Consider the following 18,087-nt stretch of genomic DNA (forward strand, 5'->3'; position numbering starts at 1 on the left):
GCGGGCGCTTTGATTCATAACAAAACCATTCAAATGACACAATATGGCCTCCTGGCGGCTGTGCTAAATATTATTTTGAATCTTGTAATGATACCTGCATTCGGAATTTTGGGCGCCGCGATTGCCACAACACTCTCTTATTTTGTTATGATTGTTTTGATACTTAGACTGTCGCAAAAACATTTGCATATCAATTGGCTTTGGAAGAAAATGATTCCAGTGATTTTGCTTGGGATGATTTTTTCCTGGCTGGGGATCATTGACTTGCAAGAACTTCAACTGAATTTTGCGAAAGACGCTGTTTTACTGCTTCTTTTACCGGCTCTAATGCTTCTTCTGAAACTTGTTTCTTTAAAAGAAATCAAACGTTTTGCGCTGCGATTAAAAGGCGCTTTTTAAGTTCGCTTCGTTATCAGGAGAGTCTTAATGAAAATTAAAATCATGAATATTGTCGGCGCCCGGCCGAATTTTATGAAAATAGCCCCAATTATTTCTGAAATGAACAAACACGCCGAGTTTGAACTCAAACTGCTGCACACCGGTCAACACTATGACGATGAGATGTCCAGGTTCTTTTTCGAAGATTTGCGGATTCCGGAACCCGATATTTATCTTGGCATCGGCTCAGGTAATCACGGGGAACAGACCGGCAAAATCATGATCGAATTTGAGAAAGTTTTGATAGCCGAAAAACCTGATTTGGTGCTTGTTGTCGGCGATGTGAATTCAACAATCGCTTGCGGGCTGGTGGCTGTGAAACTGGGCGTCAAATTTGCCCATGTGGAAGCGGGTTTGCGCAGCTTCGACCGCACCATGCCTGAGGAGATTAACCGGCTTTTAACGGACCAAATTGCAGATTTTCTTTTTATTACGGAGAAAAGCGCTGAAGAGAATTTGTTAAAAGAGGGCCTAAGCCGGAATAAGATTCACTTTGTCGGCAATGTGATGATTGATTCGCTTTTGGGAAACCTTGAGCGCGCGCAGAATTCGAAAATACTCAGCGATCTGAATTTACAATCTCAAGAGTTTGCACTTCTGACCCTGCACCGCCCGAGTAACGTTGACACCAAGGAAAATTTTCTGGAAATTCTTAATGCGCTTCAGGAGATTCAAAAAGAAATTGTTTTGGTATTTCCAATTCATCCCAGAAGCAAGAAGCGTCTCAATGAGTTTGGTTTAAATGAACACCTAAAGAAAATGCCCAACTTTCTTGTTCAAGCGCCGCTGGGATATTTGGATTTTCTTAAATTGATGTCCGAAGCCAGATTTGTGTTAACGGATTCGGGTGGCATTCAAGAGGAGACAACAGTTTTGGGTATTCCGTGTCTGACCCTTCGTGAGAATACCGAGCGGCCGGTGACTGTTTCTCAAGGAACAAATGAAGTGATCGGAATCGATGCAGAGCGTTTGGTGGCAGAAAGCAAAAAAATTCTAAACGGGACTTTCAAAAAGGGTAAAAGACCGGACTTGTGGGATGGCAAAGCGGCAGAGCGGATTGTGGACGTTTTAGTCGAAAGTTTCAAACTAACGTAATGTTGTTTTGCTCTTCACTTTACTTTTAGCAATGAGTTAATATAATAGCGAAAATTCAATTTGCTTATTTCAGGATGGAGATTAATGGCCAAAAAGAAAAAATCCAAGAAGCCTCAACATAAAAATTCAACCACATCTACCCGGTCAAATGTAGTAATAGAATACCTAACCCGGACAAGCCGGAAATCCCAAATATCAAATAACAAATCCCAAATAAAAAAAACTCGAACTGCAAATCACAATAAACAAAAAACAGCTGGTATCAAGGAACTTTTGTCTTTGTTTGATGCCGAACCGTCGGCATCGGGAATTGGGCATTGGATTTTATTTGTTATTTGGCTTTTCTGATTTCAAGTCTTGCCAAAAAATGCCAGAATTTGACTTCTCAGGTACTAAATAAGCACCCATATTTTTTGCCGCTGACAAGTCTCGGTGTATTGTTGTTGATTTTTTTTCATGAGGCTATATTTGGCGGCATGCCATCCTTTGCAAGCCTCATGAGTGCTCCCTTTGTAGATATCATCAACACTTTGTTTTGGTTCATTAGAAAAGTTGTTCCGACACCTGACATTTATCGAATTATTCTTAACTATTTCCTGTTTGGCTTATTCACCTACATCCTGTTAATGAGAAAAACGGGCGTTCGATTTGTTGCACTTTTGCAGCACTTGCCATGGTTTTTCAACCCTCGGTCATTGGGTTTTCGGCTTTTGGACACAATAGCAAACTTGGCGTCGCTGTTTTAATTCCAGTCATTTTTCTTTTGCTTGAGGAGCTCATAGAAAAGAGACAATTGCGCTATTTGGGATTATTGGGCTTAGCAGTGGGAATCCAATTGCTGCGAGCTCATACTCAAATGTCCTACTATACGTTTATGATGATTGGTCTGTATCTTCTTTATTGGGGCGTTGCTTCGACGGTAAAAAAACAGGCTCCTTCTCAGACTTTCAAATCCATAGGGCTTGTTATATTCTATTCGCGGCGGTGCGCAAGGTTTAGATTACGGTTATGCAACCCATTGGTCTTTTTCACTCCCGGAGGTAATGACTTTTTTAGTGCCATCCTTTGTGGGATTTGGTGGGCAGACTTACTGGGGAGACATGCCCTTCACTGCGTTTCCGCTTTACATGGGAATCGTTACGATTTTTCTGGCTGGACTGGGCTTCGTCCTAAAACGGGATGGCACGATAATCTTTTTTGCTCTTATGGGGTTTGGCGCCCTCTTGATTGCGTTCGGTAAAAATTTTCCGATTCTATATGGACCGCTGTTTGAATTCCTGCCGTTCTTCAATAAATTTCGAGTGCCCAACATGATCCTGATTCTGCTGCAATTTTCAATTGTGGTTCTTGCAGCGTTGGGATTGAATGCATTACGAAACATAAAAGAAACTCATGTGAAGCAGAATGTTAAAAAATATATCTACATTTTTGGAGGTGCGTGTGGACTTATCACCTTGTTTTTTCTGCTCGGTAAAAGTACCTATCTCGGTTGGGTTTCCGGTTCTATAAAAAACCTGGCTGCCCCGGCTCGCGAAGCCGCTTATCAACAAACCCTCTCTGATGCAATAAAAATGCTTTTTATCGTCGCTGCGAGTGGAGCACTTGTTATTTTCTATTTAAATGATCGAATAAAAATCAATGCTTTTGGCGCTGCTATAATTGCCCTGTTGATCATCGATCTCTGGTGGGTTGATTTTAAGTTGGTCGATCCGAAGCCGAAAGTGAATACGGAAAATTATTTTGTCGAAACCGATGCCGTTAAATTTCTCAAAAAAGATTCTGAGCCATTTCGGGTTTTCCCGGTTTTCGATGATAAACCGGCAAACTGGTACATGTACCATAAAATACAAAATATCAAAGGTTACCATGCGGCTAAAATTAAATCGTATCAAACTTTTCTCGAAAACACCGGTTTGGAAGTAAAGAACAGGTTCGGACTGCCGCCGTTTTTGAGCAAATACCTGGAGGTTGTTATGAAAGAAGGTAAGCCGTCTCTTCAGCAGGTGCCTGCTAATTTGATTTCTCTCCGAACGTTTTCAAATGGATAACGCAATCATCGACATGCTGAATGTCAAATATTTAATTTCGTATTACCCGATTCCGGACGAGCGCTTCAAACAGGTATTAAACAGCCAACCGTTTGTCTTTGAGAATACTGCGGTATTGCCGAGAGCTTATTTTGTCGATTCGGTGCGAGTTATAAATGATGAGATGGAATTTTATGAGTTTTTGAAGTCAGGAGATTTCAACCCAGCTCAGGAGGCAGTTTTAGAAGAAGCGCCCAAATTCGAAGTTGGTCACTCTGAGAAAAATCAGGTTGTGATTACCTCGTATGATATCCATGAAATTAAGTTGAAAGCAGAAGTTGCGGAGCCGGCTCTGATGGTTTTAAGTGAAATTTACTATCCGGCCGGCTGGAAGGCTTTTGTGAATGGGGAAGAAACCAAAATTTACAAAACCAACGCTATTTTAAGGTCGATTTTTCTGGAACCGGGAAATCATGAGATTGAATTTGTTTTTGAATCGAAAGCGCTGAAAATGGGCCTTTGGATTTCATTTACCAGCCTTTTCATTTTGTTGGGTATTTTGGTTTATTCATGGCGTTTTCAAAGGCGGCCTGCTGAGTATCGTAAGACGTTTTACCCCACTATTTATTTATAATGCTTTTAGCATAATTCTCCCAGCTAAACTCTGCAGCCCTTTTAGCTACGTTTTGTTTTTGAATTGGCTGCTCTAAAAATCTTATCATCGTCTCCGCCATGGAATCTATATCATCGGGCTCAGCTAAGTATCCGTTGAACCCTTCTTTGATGGTCTCGGGAAAATGACCGATGCGAGTTGCCAGAATCGGTAAATTAAAATTGTAAGCAAGCGACTCTACTCCCGATGGGGTCGCTGTTAGATAATATAAAATCATGCAATCACTGACTTGCAGATACTTATGAACGTCCTCATTTGCAATATACTCATTGACGACCGTGACCGAATCAGCTATCGAGAATTCATCAATTAGATCGAGTGGCTGATAATTTAGACCGCTTTCACCGTTGCGGATAAACACAGCGCTTAAAAATTTAAAAAACCACATTTTAATTTTGGTAGACAACTTATTTGGATCCAGGGTACTCCAGAGAGACTCGCCGACGATTAGAAGAGTGACATCGTCCCGCTTCTCTTTAACTCTTGCAAAAGCCTTTATGGTATTATGAAGTCCTTTGTAGTGCCGAATAAACCCAAAAGATAAAAACACATTCTTTTTTAATTTTAATCTGCATTTTTCCGCCTCAATGTCGAAATGAGAAGCTGGGGTAAACATGTCGTAAACCGGATGATATAGCTTGATAATATTGCGCAAATTTTTATCCGGTGATCTTTTGCCGCTTTCACTCAAAATGAAATTGAATTTTGGAAAAGTTTGTTTTAGCTCCTCAGCGGTTTTAAAAGAATGAACGACATAGCTGTTTGAGCAGGATATGCCGTATTTTGTAAGCGTATTATCAATGATGCTTCCTTCCTTTTGCACGACAAAGTGCAGATCAAATATTATTTCGATCTCTTGGTGCTTCCTAAGTTTGCGAGTGATGTAACCTAAAGGAATTCCCTGCAAAGCGATAGACCACTGAAAAAGCACGATATCCGGATTGATTTCCACAATAGTTCGGTAGGTCTCATGCCAGGTTTTCGGATTATTGTAGTTTGTCAAGTAATTGACTTTTACATTCGTGCCCTCCAATAAATCTGTTTTACTGCTTCGGTCGATAAAATCTCTCGGGATAATAGCCGGGTACTGCTGAATCCAGGACACAAGATGGACTTCGACGTTTTTGATTTTATCAAGAGTTTTTGCAAGTGAAGTGGTGTAATTTGCGATTCCACCTTTGAATTGAGGGCCTAAACCGAAAACGACGACTCGCATTTTGTTCATCAAAAAGGGTTAGCAAAAAGTGAGGATTTGGGTGCAGGCATTTTTCAACTTTTGGGTTCTAAGGCTTTGTCATAGACCCGGCGCAAGCCGGATTCCAGAGAAATTCTGGGTTTCCAGCCCAATCGTTCAGCGACATAATTCATATCTGCATAACGAGAGTGGACGCCCACGGGTTTGTCTAAAAGGGGCTTGATCTCGGGTTTATAATTGGCAAATTTGCAAAATAGTTCGATGATTTCTAAAAAAGTAGTCAACTTTCCGGCGCCGATATTGATCGCAGAGCCGTCAGTGATTTCATCCATCGCGAGAAACATACAATCGAGGCAGTCATCGATATGGACGAAATCTCTTCCCTGTTTTCCGTCCCCCCAAACTTCGAAGGGATTTTCTCTGCGCGCGGCACGGGCTGCAATCGCTGGAATCGGGTAGCTCAGATCCTGGTCTTCTCCATATCCGGAAAATGGCCGGATGCAAGTCACAGAAAGCCCATAATGTTCGGCGGCAATCTTTGCGAGGTATTCACCGGTGAGTTTCGACCAGCCGTAGGTCATATCCGGTTTACCCAGGGCGTTGGCCTCAAAATCGATTGCCTTTTCAACCAGGGCTACTGATTGGGTCTCCGATTGCAAATTGACCGGATAAGCGGCGCTTGAACTTGGATAAAGCACTCTCTCAGGTTTATGTTGACACACCCAGTAAAAGAACTCGGCGTCGATTGCAAGGTCTATCCCGACGGCTATCGGATCGCCTTCTATTTTCGCACGGCCGCCAACAATCGCGGCAAAATGGTGAACATCGCTGAATTTTTTCACACGAAGTCCGTAATTCTCAGTTAAATAATCCGGATTTGACAGGAGGTTTCGTAAAAATATCCGGAAATCACCGCGCCAGAAAAAAAGCCGCTCACCCTCCATCACTTCTAAATCTTTGTTCTTATGAGATACGGCGTTTTGCAACCAATGCGACGGATGCAGTCCGGTAGAAAGATCGTCGACAACAAATACTTTATCTTCGGTTGTTGCTAGGATTCGTTTTACAACATTTCGACCTACAAATCCGCAGCCGCCGGAAACTAAGTGAATTTTCATTAGAATTTGATTTTGATAAATGGGATTTTTAATTAGTTATGTAATAATTAAATATAAATAACTCATCAATTCATATCAAGATATTACTGGATACTGAAAATAGTTAAACAAAGAATTTTCTTTCTTGATTCTCTTTAATTATTGCTTAAATTAAGGTCAGGGAGTTGAATTATGAAACTTAATATCTACCACCTTAAAGGAAAATTCAAGGGCCTGCTGTTTATCTTTGCAATTTTGATAATCATTCTTTTGCTATTACATAGCCAGCGGATTGTGAATCAACTTCGAGCAGAGTCCAGGGATATTTTACAGTTTTATGCAAATCTTTATGCCTCCGCCGCCTCTGAAGAGACCAGCTCAAATCTCAACTTCATTTTTGAAGAAATTATTCTACGGACCAACTTCCCAATTATCCAAACCGATCCTGAAAGCAACCCAATTGCCTGGAAAGGGATAGAAATTGAGTCTAACGATCAATCGCCCGCGGCAATCGGGAAAGTCAAAGGCATGGTTGAGGTAATGAGGCACGATTCTGATCCGATTCCTTTAAAATATCAGGAAATCATGCTGGGCTATCTCTACTACGGCGATTCCAAGCTAATTAGACAGCTTCAGATGCTGCCGTATATTGGAATTGCTGTAGTGGGTCTGTTTGTCTTGATTAGCTTTTTGGGATTTCGAAGTATTCAGAGAAGTGAGCAGCAATTCATTTGGGTTGGGATGTCTAAAGAAACAGCACACCAAATCGGCACACCGCTTTCCTCCCTCATGGGTTGGCTGGAATTGTTAAAATCTAAGGTAGGCGATAAAGATAGTTTAAAAAACCTGGGAGAGATGGAAAAAGACATTGAGCGGTTAAATAGGGTAGCCGCCCGCTTTTCACAAATTGGCTCTAAGGCAGATTTAAAAGAAGAAAAAATAGCCTCCATTATTTCAGATGTGGTCAGGTATTTTAAAACCCGGCTTCCGCAAGGGGGTAAGCGGGTGAAGATTGTTGAGAATTATCACGTTAACTCCACTGTTGCGCTCAACAAAGATTTATTTGAATGGGTGATTGAAAATTTATTGAAAAATGCAATAGATGCCATTGAAAAGGATGTTGGCCGAATCGAAATAAATTTGAATGAGTTGAAAAATGGCCGGCATCGCGTCTGTATTGATATTTCAGATAATGGCCGCGGCATAGACGCCAAGAGAAAAAGCGAAGTATTTAAGCCCGGCTACAGTACAAAGAAAAGAGGGTGGGGGCTTGGTTTGAGTCTGGCGAAACGAATTATCGATCAATACCACGGCGGTAAACTGACGGTTAAAGAGTCCAAGACCCATCAAGGCACGACCATGAGAATTTTGCTTTAAAATTGACAGTTTGTTTAACTTATAAAAAGGAACGAATTCTATTATGTTTGATTTACCCTTCGAGACAAGCCTAATTATCTATCTGGCTTTAGCTTCTTTATTCCTGGCAATTGTGATTTGTTTCGCGATGATGGTAAATCGGGTAAAGAAAGGAAAATTAAGAGGCCGACGGAAACCCACTTTATATTTCAGCCTAACCCGAAACCTGTTTCGGTTTATGGTAGTATTTTTGTGGATTGCTGTTTCTGCGGCTGTTTTATTTTTAGCTGCCTTCATTCAGTCCTATAAAAGCTTCACAAAAGAAGAGCTTGTTGCCGAGGTTCGCTGCGTGCCGTTGGAGGATGGTTCAGGCTCAATATATCTGGAAATTAGCGAGATTGAAGGCGGGCGAAAGCGAGGTTCTCAGGAGTTTATTTTAAACGGCGACCAGTGGGCCCTCGAAGGCGATGTTTTGAAGTGGGATGATTGGCTTAATTTTGTCGGACTTCATACAATGTTCAAGTTGACGCGCGTGCGCGGCAGGTTTGTAAATTACCAAGATGAGATTAGCCAGAAGCCAAGTGTCTTTAGCCTGGTCAAGTCCGAAAGTAATCCTAAATGGCGCTGGTTATATAAATATGGCTATAAGCTGCGGTTTGTGAGCGCCGTTTACGGGAACACGGTCTACACTTATCCGGCCAAAGGAAAGGTCTTTGAGGTTTACGTGACAACCTCCGGCTTTATCGCCAGGGTTCGAGAGGATAAGGATTTATCAAATCTCCTTAAGTAGCTTCTTCCAGCGCGCCCAGCCTTCAGCACGGGCTTTTTTATTTGCTTCAGATGCATCGGGAGCCTCACCCGCGCGCATAAAACCGTGTCCGGCGCCTTCATAAGTTACCGGGTCATAAGTTTTATCCAAGGCTTTCATAAGTTCAACGGTCTCCGGAATGGTCGCGTTGACGCGGGCATCGTTGCCTCCATAAAAACCGTACACCGGGCATTTGATTTTCTCCAGGGCTTCTTTCTCTTTAGGTCTGCGGCCGTAAAAAACAAACGCCGCTTTTAAATCCGAATTATTTGTTGCGAAACGAAAAGTCTGTGAACCTCCCCAGCAGAACCCGCCAACAGCTACTTTACCGTTGCACGCCTCTAAATTAGAGACGTAATCAAAAGTCGCATTTAAATCGGCACTGACTTGTTCGGGCGTAAGTTTGTAGATTCCGTCACGTGCGGCATTTCTGTCGGCGAAATCGCTGGTTTTACCTCCATCCGGACCCATGCCTGAAAGTAAGTCGGGTGCAATTGCTATGTAACCGACTTCAGCTAATTGATCGGCAACGCCGCGAACCCAGTCGGTGAGGCCGCGGTTTTCATGGATGACTAAGACGGCAGGTGCCTTTTCTTTAACCTCGGGGAAAACCAAAAACGCCTGGATCACGCGATTCTCATATTTGATGTTAACCCATTCGTGGTGACGCGGGGATTCGTTCAGACGTTTTAAGACATGATCTTGGGCAGTTACCGCTCCAAATGATAAAAGTAAAGCAATAACGGTCAGAAAGACTCTGGTCATTTATTCCTCCTGATTATTTGGATAGAAGCAGGTGCAAATCTAAAATTATGATGCGGAAAAAGCTCTTTACACTATTCGTATTTATTCATACCGCAACGCGTCTATCACGTTGGCATTGGCGGCGCGGATAGCGGGGTAGAGGCCGGCGATGACACCAATTCCGGCGCAAATCACAAAACTGTAGCCGATCCAAATCCAGGGCAGGATAAGCTCTTCACCGATATTAAAATGGTTGAAAGTCGAGCCGCCCACAACTCCCAATAAACCGCCGAGAATTCCTAATAAAACCGCTTCGGTTAAAAATTGCACAATGATATAAATTTTTCTGGCGCCGATGGCCCGGCGGATGCCGATTTCCCGAATTCGTTCGGTCACGGAAACCAGCATGATGTTGGCAATTCCAATGCCGCCTACCAGTAGTGAAACGAGGGCAATGACAATAATAAATTCACCAATTTCTTTGTTGGTGTCTTGAATGGTAGACAAGTAGAAATCCTGCCTGCGGACCCGAAAGTCATTTTCCTGTTCGGGGCGTAAGCGATGGTTGCGACGCAGCATATTCTCGATATCAAACAAGGCTTCATCGTAATCTTCCGGAGAGCGCATTTGTGCCAGAATACTGGATAAATGATCAACCCCAAAAAGACGTTCCTGTGCGGTTGTCAATGGCACAAAAACCTGGTTATCGGGGTCACCCCAGGTTTCACCTTTTGCGCCCAAGAGCCCAACCACCTGGAATCGTTTGGAATTAATCAAGACAGACTTACCGATGGGAGAGGCATTTTCAAAAACCTCTTCATGAACTGTGGCACCGAGGACGCAGACCCGGGATCTTTCTCTCAGTTCGTCGTGTGTAAAAAACCTGCCTTCAACAACTTTTTCGTTGTTTATCGTTTGGTATTCAGGTAATGTGCCGGTTATACGTGTATTCGTGTTTTTGTCTCTAAATTCTACGCTGCTATTACTTGAATAGGTTGGGACGACATTAGTGATAACTTCCGAAGTTTTTAAAATTTCCACTGCATCCTTATATTTTAAATTTACGACACTGGCCGCAGTGCGCACTCGGCCCCTGTGCCCGTATCCTGGCCGAATGGTCAAAACATTGGAGCCAAGCGCTTCGAGCCGCTCGTTGATGCTTCGCTGTGTCATTTCTCCTAAAACGACAACGTACAGCACGGCCCCAATCCCCACTCCGATACCGATGAGCGTTAAGATCGAACGCAAAGGATTGGCTTTTAAACTTTGCAGCGCTACCAGAATGTTCTCACTAACTATCATTGGACGTCTCCTTTAATTACTTTGTCTGCCTCTTTGATTGGAGGACGAAGAAGAATTGCCACTCGCTCCAAAGCCCCTGGTGCTTCTGATTCGCTCCGCAAATCTATTGTTGGCGTCCATCAACCGGGAAACCATGGGAACACCGACAATGTCCCCTTCATTCAAACCCGAAACAATCACTGCGTCTTTAAAGTTAGAAAGCCCGATCTCAACTCTTTGCGGAACAAATTCATTCTCTTGTTTCAGCAAGGCCATGCGTATATTTCGCCGGCCTTTTCCTTTTCGGCCCCCGGGCATTTTTAAGGCCATAGCCGGCGCCAATAAGACATCTTCTTGTCTGACGATGGTAATCTCAGCATTAGCATTCATACCGGATTTTAATAAACCACTTCTGTTTTCCACTTCAATGATAACATCAAAAAGCGTGACGTTTTGTTCGATTCTTGCTTCAGGCGAAATGCGCACAATTTTCCCCCTGAACCTTCGTTCAGGATACGCTTCAGCAACCACAAGCGCTGTTTGCCCTGCTTCGATTTTACCGATGTCTATTTCATCAATGCCAGCTTCGATGTGCACTGAACTCATATCAGCAATATCGGCAATCGGAGTGCCGCCGCTAACATTGCTCACCCCTGAGGCTATGATCTGCCCCTCCTCAACATATTTTTGTAAAATGATACCGTTGATTGGTGCGAGGACAATTGCTTCGGCCAGCCGCTCAGTCGCTCGCGCCAAAGCTGTTTTTGCTTGAATAAGTTTTCCTTTCGCGATCGCTAAATTCAGCTCGATTACACCAAGCTCCTCTTCGGAAATAAGCCCCCTCTGGAAAAGCTTATCTCTCCGGCCGTAGGTATGTTCTGCTTGTTTTAATTCTGCTTTGGCAATACCAAAGTTTGCCTGGGTTTGCTCAACTTCTGCCCGTTCGTCTTTTTGATCAAGCCGCGCGATTAAGTCACCCTTTTGGATGATATCGCCTTCCTCGACTGGCAGTTCTTCAACGACGCCACTGGCTTTTGATTTAATTTCGATCCGATCAATGGGTTTTACTTCACCAGTGGCAGACACAATGATTTCAAAAGTGCCTCGACGAACTTCAAACTCTTTGTATTTCGGGGCGTCGCCAATTGCATCGCCAACCGAACCATCGTTGAAAAAAAGAAATCCCAAGAGGATCAGTCCAACGATACTCAGTCCATAAAGAAACTGCCTTTTTGTTACTTTCATTATGATTCCCTGATTTTTGATTTGATTTGATTTGATGAAAAATGTAGTCAAGTGTGAATTTAAAAGCAACATTTATTTCTAAAAAGGTCTTGGCGCGTCGTTGACTATAATGGATAAAAAAGAACCGACGCCTTGCGCGCCGGTTCTTTTGCTCCAGTCTTAGCCATCGCTGCCGAAGCATCCACCCCCAAGGCTCGCGACCCAGGCGTCCCAGGTAGCCTGCTGCGTTTCATCCAAGACAGCTCGGACATTGTCGAAATTAGCTGTCTTGCAAGCGCACATCGCTTCCTTAAATGGCTCGTTGTCCGGATTATTTCGGATCGCTTCGCGAGTGCTTTCGCTGAGTTCACGCAACTGCTCTCTGGCTTCTTCTCTGGTTAGGTCGCCACTTTGCAACGCGTCCATTATGGGTTGACGTTGTTCATTGGCAGCTGCAATGAGATCTTGGTTGGCTTCAAGGAAGGCCTGCAAAGGTTCTTGCACACATTCACGATGACCAGCCATCAATTCGGGCAACTGTGCTCTTTGGTCTTCGGTTAAGCTAAGGTCCCTGAGAATGTGTCCGAGGTGATTCCCAAACCTTGCGCCGAGACCGCTTGGGCCGCCTCTGCCAAATGGTCCCCTGGGGCCTCGAGGTCCAAAGGGTCCGTTGTTTCTAAAAAAGTCACCATTAAAAAGGCCCGGGTTCATGCGCATCAAGCTTTCTATGGTTGCGTCCTCGACTGCACCCACAGCATCTTCAAAATCAAACAGGGCAAATGCTCCTGATTCAAAATCAAGCTGAGAATCATTGTTTACACCGGTGCCGGTGTTACAGCCAGTGATCATTAGAAAGGTCATAATTATTAAGAATGGAAAGGTTGAATTCATAAACTTCATTACATATCTCCTTAAATTAACTTTTTCAGGTTTCTGAGCTCGTTGTAGAAACTCAAAAACTCACTATTAATAAATTCGACTTTCATTTGATTGACGTCTAAAGCGCCAACTTCAAAGACAAAAAAACTTTTTGATTTTCTTTGATCTGATTTGATGAGATGATGACCTTTCATTTTTAAATATGCTGAAAACGCCAGGTCATCTGTGGTGATGTGATTATTTGGCTTTTGGTTCATAGGCTAGCTCTCCATTTAAAGTGGCTTCACAATATAAACGAATTTAGATTTTCAATGTGGTCAGTTTTTTTAGAAAAGGGAAAGCCGAGGTTAAGAATCTGGTATTTTTTCAGTCTTTTCCTCAGCCTTACTTTTTTAATTATCCGGAAAGTGTTCTTGGATTCTTTCTTTCCGTTCCGCATTTAACTCGTCAAATTTTTTCAATTGCTCAGGAGTGAGAATACTTTGTATTTGTTGGTGGACTTCCTTCATATTGTTGCGCATGGCTTGCCGCAATTCTTCTCGATTTCGACCGTTTCGCTTGCCATTCAATTCACCACGAATTTCAGAATGAACCTTTGCAAAGATTTCCTCAATCTGCTCTTTTTGAGTTTCACTTAAATCAACAGCTTGCGACAATTTCTCAATACGGTTATGAGAGCCTGCACTCCGAAATCTTCTTCCGTTCTTTTTCATTTTCTCTTTTCTTTCCGTTTTCATTTCATTGAAAATTTCTTTTTGCTCCGGGGTAAGAATATTTGAAATTTGCTCTGCCTGTTCTTTATGAATTTCTCTTTGCTGCTTAAAAAATTCTCTCCGGTTTTCCGGTGGCTCGTTTTTTAGTAAAAGTTTCTCCCAAGTATCCAGATTTTTAATTTGATTTTTTTGATCCTCGCTCAAGCTGAGTTTCGTGTCGAGCCTTTCGATATGGAGATTTATCAGATCCTGAGGAACTTCGCCATTTTCAAGCTGTGACTTAAGTTGATCGAGTTTTGCTTGCTGTTCCGGAGTCAGTACTGCATAGATCTCATTTTTAATCGATTCATGGACTTCTTTTCGTTTGGCTTTTCTATCCTCAAAAGAAAGTCTCTCTTTGAATTGACCTTCGTGAGGTTTGAACAACTCACGTTTCGATTGCATGATTTCTTTAATTTGCGCTTTTTGCTCATCCGTTAAGTTCAGGAGAGTCAGTAGAGCATTTCCGCGGTCATGGGAAAAATTTTCACCAACGAGCTCTTCAGAGATTTTGTTCAGGGCATCGGATTCGCTTGAAGTCGGACCCAGCCCCGCTTTATTTGAGCAATTTATGGAAATGCCCAAAACGGCTGCTGCGAAAAACAGGTTTTTCAATTTCATTTTATATGCTCCTTTCTTTGTGAGGTAAGTGTGTTAACTGATTTGGCAGCTAAAATTGTCTTCGTTGACCTCTCATTCTTTCCCGCATCTTGTTGCGCTGTTCTTCTATGATTTTCTCAAAGGCTTCTTTTTGATTATCGTTTAAAAGCGTTTTTACGTCTTTCTCACGTTTTTCTGTTATTTCGCGCCGGGTATTTCGCATCGCCCTAAAATCGCTGCGATTTTTGTCCAGCGCTTTTTTTAACTCAACAAAAGAGGCAAAGTAAATTTCGTTGACTTTGCTTTTGACTGAATCTGAAAACGAGAGTTTGGCAGCGAGCGTATCCACCATCACCACAATCTGGCTTGAGTCCGGCAAGGCCCTTCTCTGTGGCTGTCCAAAGGTTGTTCCTACCAGAGTGAATATCATAATAATGCAGAACAGGCCCGTATATTTAATTAAACGATTTGATGCTTGCATTTGTTCTCCGTGTTTGGATTGTCGTTTTTCTGGCGGTTAGACAACTCAAGTGGAGAATGTATTCCCACTAAATTGAAAAAACTGTGAAAATGGTTTTGATCCAATTTTAATAATTAAGAAAGAGCGCTAATAGAAAGTGCTTGAGGTCGGGTAGGGTAGAAGCAGAAAAAACGCTTTGCTCCTGAGAAACCACCGTGATAGCGTGCGATACACGGAAACCTGGTAAATGATCACTATTATTCGGTAAGTGCTTTTTTCTCAGCGATTATTGTGCTTATCTTCCCGGCCGTTTGAAAGGCGGCGGTCCCGGTGGGCCGTCAAATGGCCGACGTCTTTGCATTCTTAATTCACCGAACTTTTCTTTTTGTTCCGGCGTTAGAACAGCTTCAATTTCTTCATGCATTTCTTGAAACTGATTCCGCATCATTTTTCGCCGATCTTCCCAATTTCCTCGCGAACCTATTCGTTCGGGCCGGGGCAGCTTTTTGAATTTAGCAAGAATCTCTTCGATTCGTTTTTGTTGTTCATCATTTAAATCGAGGGCTTCGGTTAAACGTTCAATACGCGACTCAGCAATTTTATGGGAGCCTTTGACAATTTGCTCTTCGAAGCGTTTTTTCTGTTCATCGGTCAAAAGGGTTTGCAAATCCGCGCGCAATGAATCGTAAATTGCAATAACTCCGGTTTGGTGAGTTTCATGTAATTCCCTGAGCTGTTCGGAGCGGTTTTCTATGATACGTTCGACGTCATCGCGCTGCTCTTCTGAGGGCTCGACCACACTTTTCATGAATGAAAAAAAGCGCTCGTGTGGCGGCATTCTCTCGAATCTATTCTTGCGTTGTTGCTGCAAAGTTCCACTTGCTAAGGCACCGATGGTCACACCGATTGCAAGTACACCGAGAAGAATGAAGGTTGATTTGGTTTTAGTTGTCATTTGTATCCTCCTCAGTCAGATTCTCCAACTGCCAGGTATCTTCAATGCTCAATTGTGGTAACCCTAAAATAGAATCTATGGAGAGGTCGTTTGCTAATTTGGAATTCAAAGCGAAAAACAGAAGGATGGCTGCGGCGCCTACCATTGCGAAAACCCGAAACGCCCAGACAAGCGAGCCGAAAAAATCCTCCTGCTCAGATTGTGATTCTTCGATGCGCCGCATAACCCGCGCAGAAAAGAAAGGCTTGAATTTCCTTTCTGCAGTTTCACCGATCATCTGACGCATGTCGGAAAGTTGTTTTTTCTCCTCCCGCAACTCAGGCGACCCGGCCAAAGCTTTGTCAAGGCTCGTTCGTTCGACTTCCGATAGGTTTTCATCGAATGAACGAATAAGCAGATTTAGCATTTCTTCGTTCATACTTCCTCCTCTATAAAAGGTGTTAATTTTTCTTTCAATTTCTTTTGTGCTCTCGATAGTCTCGACAAGACCGTTCCCATTGGAATAGTTAAAATGCCTGCGGTTTCTTCGGTTGAATACCCTTCGATTAATCTCAAAACAATCACAGCTCTGAATTTGGGTTCGAGTTTTCGGATCGCATTTTGAACAAGCCCCTGCCGTTCGTTTAAGGTGATCGCGTCATCCGGATTGTTGGACGGTTCAACCTTGCCGTTTTCTTCCGGCTTTGTGAAAAAAGATAAACGTCGCTTTCTTCTCTGCAGCTCATTTAGACTCAAATTAATTGCGATTCGCGTTAAATATGTACCAAGCGCAGAGTCTTCCCGAAAGCGGTTTATACTTTTATGAAATCGAATGAAAACCTCCTGGCCGACATCATCTGCAGCGTCGCATTTGCCAAGCATGCCGATGACGGTTGCAGCCACTTGCGATTCGTACTTTTTAATAATTTGTTCGAAAGCTTGATTGCTGCCTTCACGAGCTTGCTTTATCAGTTCCTGATCTGTCACCTAATCGCTCTTTTAAGTTTTCCTTGGTTAGACAAACGAAACTTCGATTTCATTCCCTAAAACAATTAACTTTTAACATTGATAAATTTGTTTATCTGCTTATTAATTATTCCTAAATCAGCGGGAAGTTCTAAGGGTAAATTTGCATGTTTGGAATCGAGTTTTGGTAGGCGTTGTTCATGATACTTAGTTTTGAAATCCACAAATTTCAAGCCGTGCGCAGTTGAAATTACAACGACCCTTTCCCGGGGTTTGATTTCTTTCTTTTCAACTAGTTTTAAAAATGCTGCCAGTGCTACTCCGGTTTGAGGGCAAGTGAACAAACCATTCAGGTCAGCAAGGGCGCTGGCGTTTGCTAGTTCTTCTTCGCTGGCTTGTTCAACAATTCCGTCCGTTTTTCTGAGTACCCGAACTGCTTTTTTATGGCTGACCGGATTACCGATTTGAATGGCGGTCGCCAGAGTTTCTTTTGCTGTTTGCGAGTGGAAATCCTTGAATCCATTTTTGTAGCTTTCGAATAGTGGATTTGCCCGCTCGGTTTGGGCGCAAACCAAACGCGGTAAACGATTGATGAGTCCAACGGCTTGCATTTCAAGAAATCCTTTACCGATTGCCGAAACATTTCCCAGGTTGCCGCCCGGAACGATCACCCAATCCGGGACTTGCCAGTTCAACTGCTGTACCAATTCAATGCTGACGGTCTTTTGACCTTCAACTCTCAAAGAGTTCATAGAATTAGCAAGATAAATTTCTTTGGATTCAGTGAGCTTTTGCACAATCTCCATGCAGCCGTCAAAATCGGTGTCGAGAGAAAGTGTGAGGGTGCCATTTGCAATCGGTTGAATGAGCTGCGCGGTTGAGATCTTGTTTTTCGGCAGCAAGACCAGCGCGGGAATTCCAGCAGCGGCACAATACGCAGCTAAAGCCGCTGATGTATCCCCGGTTGAAGCGCAGGCAACAGCTTTGATATTTTTCTTGTCCGCAATCATTTGATTCACCATCGAGACAAGCACGGTCATGCCGAGATCTTTGAACGAGCCGGTGTGACTGTTACCGCAAAGTTTAACCCAAAGATTTTCGATACCTGAATGCTTCGCTAGTTTTTTGGCCGTGAAAAGGGGAGTGCAACCTTCAGCGATTGAAATTAAGTACTGGTTTTCAACTTGCGGACAGACCCACTCTTTTTTTCCCCAGACGGAACTTCCAAATGTCCATGATTGTCTTCTGTACCTGCTGTCAAAGAGCTCTTTCCATTCTTTAGGAGATTTCTTTTTAAGTAGCTCCATATCATGCATTACTTCGAGCAAATTCCCGCACGATTTGCATTTGTAAACTATTTCATTTAGCGGGTAAGTTTGCCCACACTGCTCATCTATACATTGAAACCAGGCTTTGTAGTTCATATTAATCAAACAAAATACATACAGTAATTTTAGCTGTCAATCTAACTCTTACTTAGTATAAAGTCCAGTTATATTCATTTACTAATATAGTAGAATTTAATTATGTTTGACATGAAAAAGCCGTTTTGGTAACC

At 42.9% G+C, this 18,087-nt stretch carries 19 protein-coding genes; 6 read left to right on the top strand and 13 right to left on the bottom strand.

Going from position 1 to position 18,087, the window contains the following annotated elements; translation table 11 throughout:
• Positions 1-33: 33 nt before the first annotated feature.
• The 4 genes from IH879_07360 to IH879_07375 all read left to right on the top strand — a co-directional run bounded on the left by IH879_07360 (position 34) and on the right by IH879_07375 (position 4,194).
• Positions 34-399, top strand: coding sequence for a polysaccharide biosynthesis C-terminal domain-containing protein (locus tag IH879_07360; protein MCH7674753.1), 366 nt, complete (start codon positions 34-36; stop codon positions 397-399).
• 27 nt (positions 400-426) lie between these two features.
• A complete protein-coding gene (gene wecB, locus IH879_07365; GenBank protein ID MCH7674754.1) occupies positions 427-1,533 on the top strand; it encodes a UDP-N-acetylglucosamine 2-epimerase (non-hydrolyzing) in 1,107 nt (368 codons plus the stop codon).
• 1,043 nt (positions 1,534-2,576) lie between these two features.
• A complete protein-coding gene (locus tag IH879_07370; protein MCH7674755.1) occupies positions 2,577-3,581 on the top strand; it encodes a hypothetical protein in 1,005 nt (334 codons plus the stop codon).
• Positions 3,574-4,194: a YfhO family protein gene (locus tag IH879_07375; GenBank protein ID MCH7674756.1), complete on the top strand. Its 621-nt coding sequence runs from the start codon at positions 3,574-3,576 to the stop codon at positions 4,192-4,194. The genes IH879_07370 and IH879_07375 overlap by 8 nt, the downstream gene beginning before the upstream one ends.
• Here the strand turns inward: IH879_07375 and IH879_07380 are convergent.
• Together IH879_07380 and IH879_07385 are read right to left on the bottom strand one after the other, a co-directional pair.
• Entirely contained in the window at positions 4,181-5,449 is a 1,269-nt protein-coding gene (locus tag IH879_07380) for a glycosyltransferase (GenBank protein ID MCH7674757.1), read from the bottom strand. The genes IH879_07375 and IH879_07380 overlap by 14 nt on opposite strands.
• Before the next feature lie 53 nt (positions 5,450-5,502).
• Positions 5,503-6,546, bottom strand: a complete 1,044-nt coding sequence (locus IH879_07385) for an NAD-dependent epimerase/dehydratase family protein (GenBank protein ID MCH7674758.1) — start codon at positions 6,544-6,546, stop codon at positions 5,503-5,505.
• Positions 6,547-6,717: 171 nt separating this feature from the next.
• Here IH879_07385 and IH879_07390 point away from each other — a divergent pair, with 171 nt between their 5' ends.
• Positions 6,718-7,902, top strand: a complete 1,185-nt coding sequence (locus IH879_07390) for a HAMP domain-containing histidine kinase (GenBank protein ID MCH7674759.1) — start codon at positions 6,718-6,720, stop codon at positions 7,900-7,902.
• A gap of 43 nt (positions 7,903-7,945) precedes the next feature.
• Entirely contained in the window at positions 7,946-8,671 is a 726-nt protein-coding gene (locus IH879_07395) for a hypothetical protein (GenBank protein ID MCH7674760.1), read from the top strand.
• Here the strand turns inward: IH879_07395 and IH879_07400 are convergent.
• From IH879_07400 to thrC, 11 genes are all read right to left on the bottom strand, one after another.
• A complete protein-coding gene (locus IH879_07400; protein MCH7674761.1) occupies positions 8,654-9,454 on the bottom strand; it encodes a dienelactone hydrolase family protein in 801 nt (266 codons plus the stop codon). The two genes, IH879_07395 and IH879_07400, sit on opposite strands and share 18 nt — an antisense overlap.
• A gap of 81 nt (positions 9,455-9,535) precedes the next feature.
• A complete protein-coding gene (locus IH879_07405) occupies positions 9,536-10,735 on the bottom strand; it encodes an ABC transporter permease (GenBank protein MCH7674762.1) in 1,200 nt (399 codons plus the stop codon).
• A gap of 12 nt (positions 10,736-10,747) precedes the next feature.
• Positions 10,748-11,959, bottom strand: coding sequence for an efflux RND transporter periplasmic adaptor subunit (locus IH879_07410; GenBank protein MCH7674763.1), 1,212 nt, complete (start codon positions 11,957-11,959; stop codon positions 10,748-10,750).
• Between the two features lie 159 nt (positions 11,960-12,118).
• The gene (locus IH879_07415; GenBank protein MCH7674764.1) at positions 12,119-12,838 is read right to left on the bottom strand and encodes a hypothetical protein; all 720 of its coding nucleotides are present in this window, start codon (positions 12,836-12,838) and stop codon (positions 12,119-12,121) included.
• Between the two features lie 11 nt (positions 12,839-12,849).
• Positions 12,850-13,074, bottom strand: coding sequence for a hypothetical protein (locus tag IH879_07420; protein MCH7674765.1), 225 nt, complete (start codon positions 13,072-13,074; stop codon positions 12,850-12,852).
• Between the two features lie 135 nt (positions 13,075-13,209).
• Positions 13,210-14,190 (bottom strand): hypothetical protein, encoded by a 981-nt coding sequence (locus IH879_07425; GenBank protein MCH7674766.1) that lies wholly within the window; start codon positions 14,188-14,190, stop codon positions 13,210-13,212.
• A 49-nt stretch (positions 14,191-14,239) separates the two neighbouring features.
• On the bottom strand, positions 14,240-14,650 hold the full coding sequence (locus IH879_07430) for a hypothetical protein (GenBank protein MCH7674767.1): 411 nt from the start codon (positions 14,648-14,650) through the stop codon (positions 14,240-14,242).
• Positions 14,651-14,924: 274 nt separating this feature from the next.
• Positions 14,925-15,584 carry a hypothetical protein gene (locus tag IH879_07435; GenBank protein MCH7674768.1) on the bottom strand — a complete coding sequence of 220 codons (660 nt, stop codon included), beginning with the start codon at positions 15,582-15,584 and terminating at the stop codon, positions 14,925-14,927.
• Positions 15,574-16,002: a hypothetical protein gene (locus tag IH879_07440; protein ID MCH7674769.1), complete on the bottom strand. Its 429-nt coding sequence runs from the start codon at positions 16,000-16,002 to the stop codon at positions 15,574-15,576. The genes IH879_07435 and IH879_07440 overlap by 11 nt, the downstream gene beginning before the upstream one ends.
• Positions 15,999-16,550: a sigma-70 family RNA polymerase sigma factor gene (locus IH879_07445; GenBank protein MCH7674770.1), complete on the bottom strand. Its 552-nt coding sequence runs from the start codon at positions 16,548-16,550 to the stop codon at positions 15,999-16,001. The genes IH879_07440 and IH879_07445 overlap by 4 nt, the downstream gene beginning before the upstream one ends.
• A gap of 65 nt (positions 16,551-16,615) precedes the next feature.
• A complete protein-coding gene (gene thrC / locus IH879_07450) occupies positions 16,616-17,953 on the bottom strand; it encodes a threonine synthase (protein MCH7674771.1) in 1,338 nt (445 codons plus the stop codon).
• Positions 17,954-18,087 lie beyond the last annotated feature (134 nt).

It is taken from the genome of candidate division KSB1 bacterium (assembly GCA_022562085.1).
Classification (GTDB): domain Bacteria; phylum Zhuqueibacterota; class Zhuqueibacteria; order Oceanimicrobiales; family Oceanimicrobiaceae; genus Oceanimicrobium.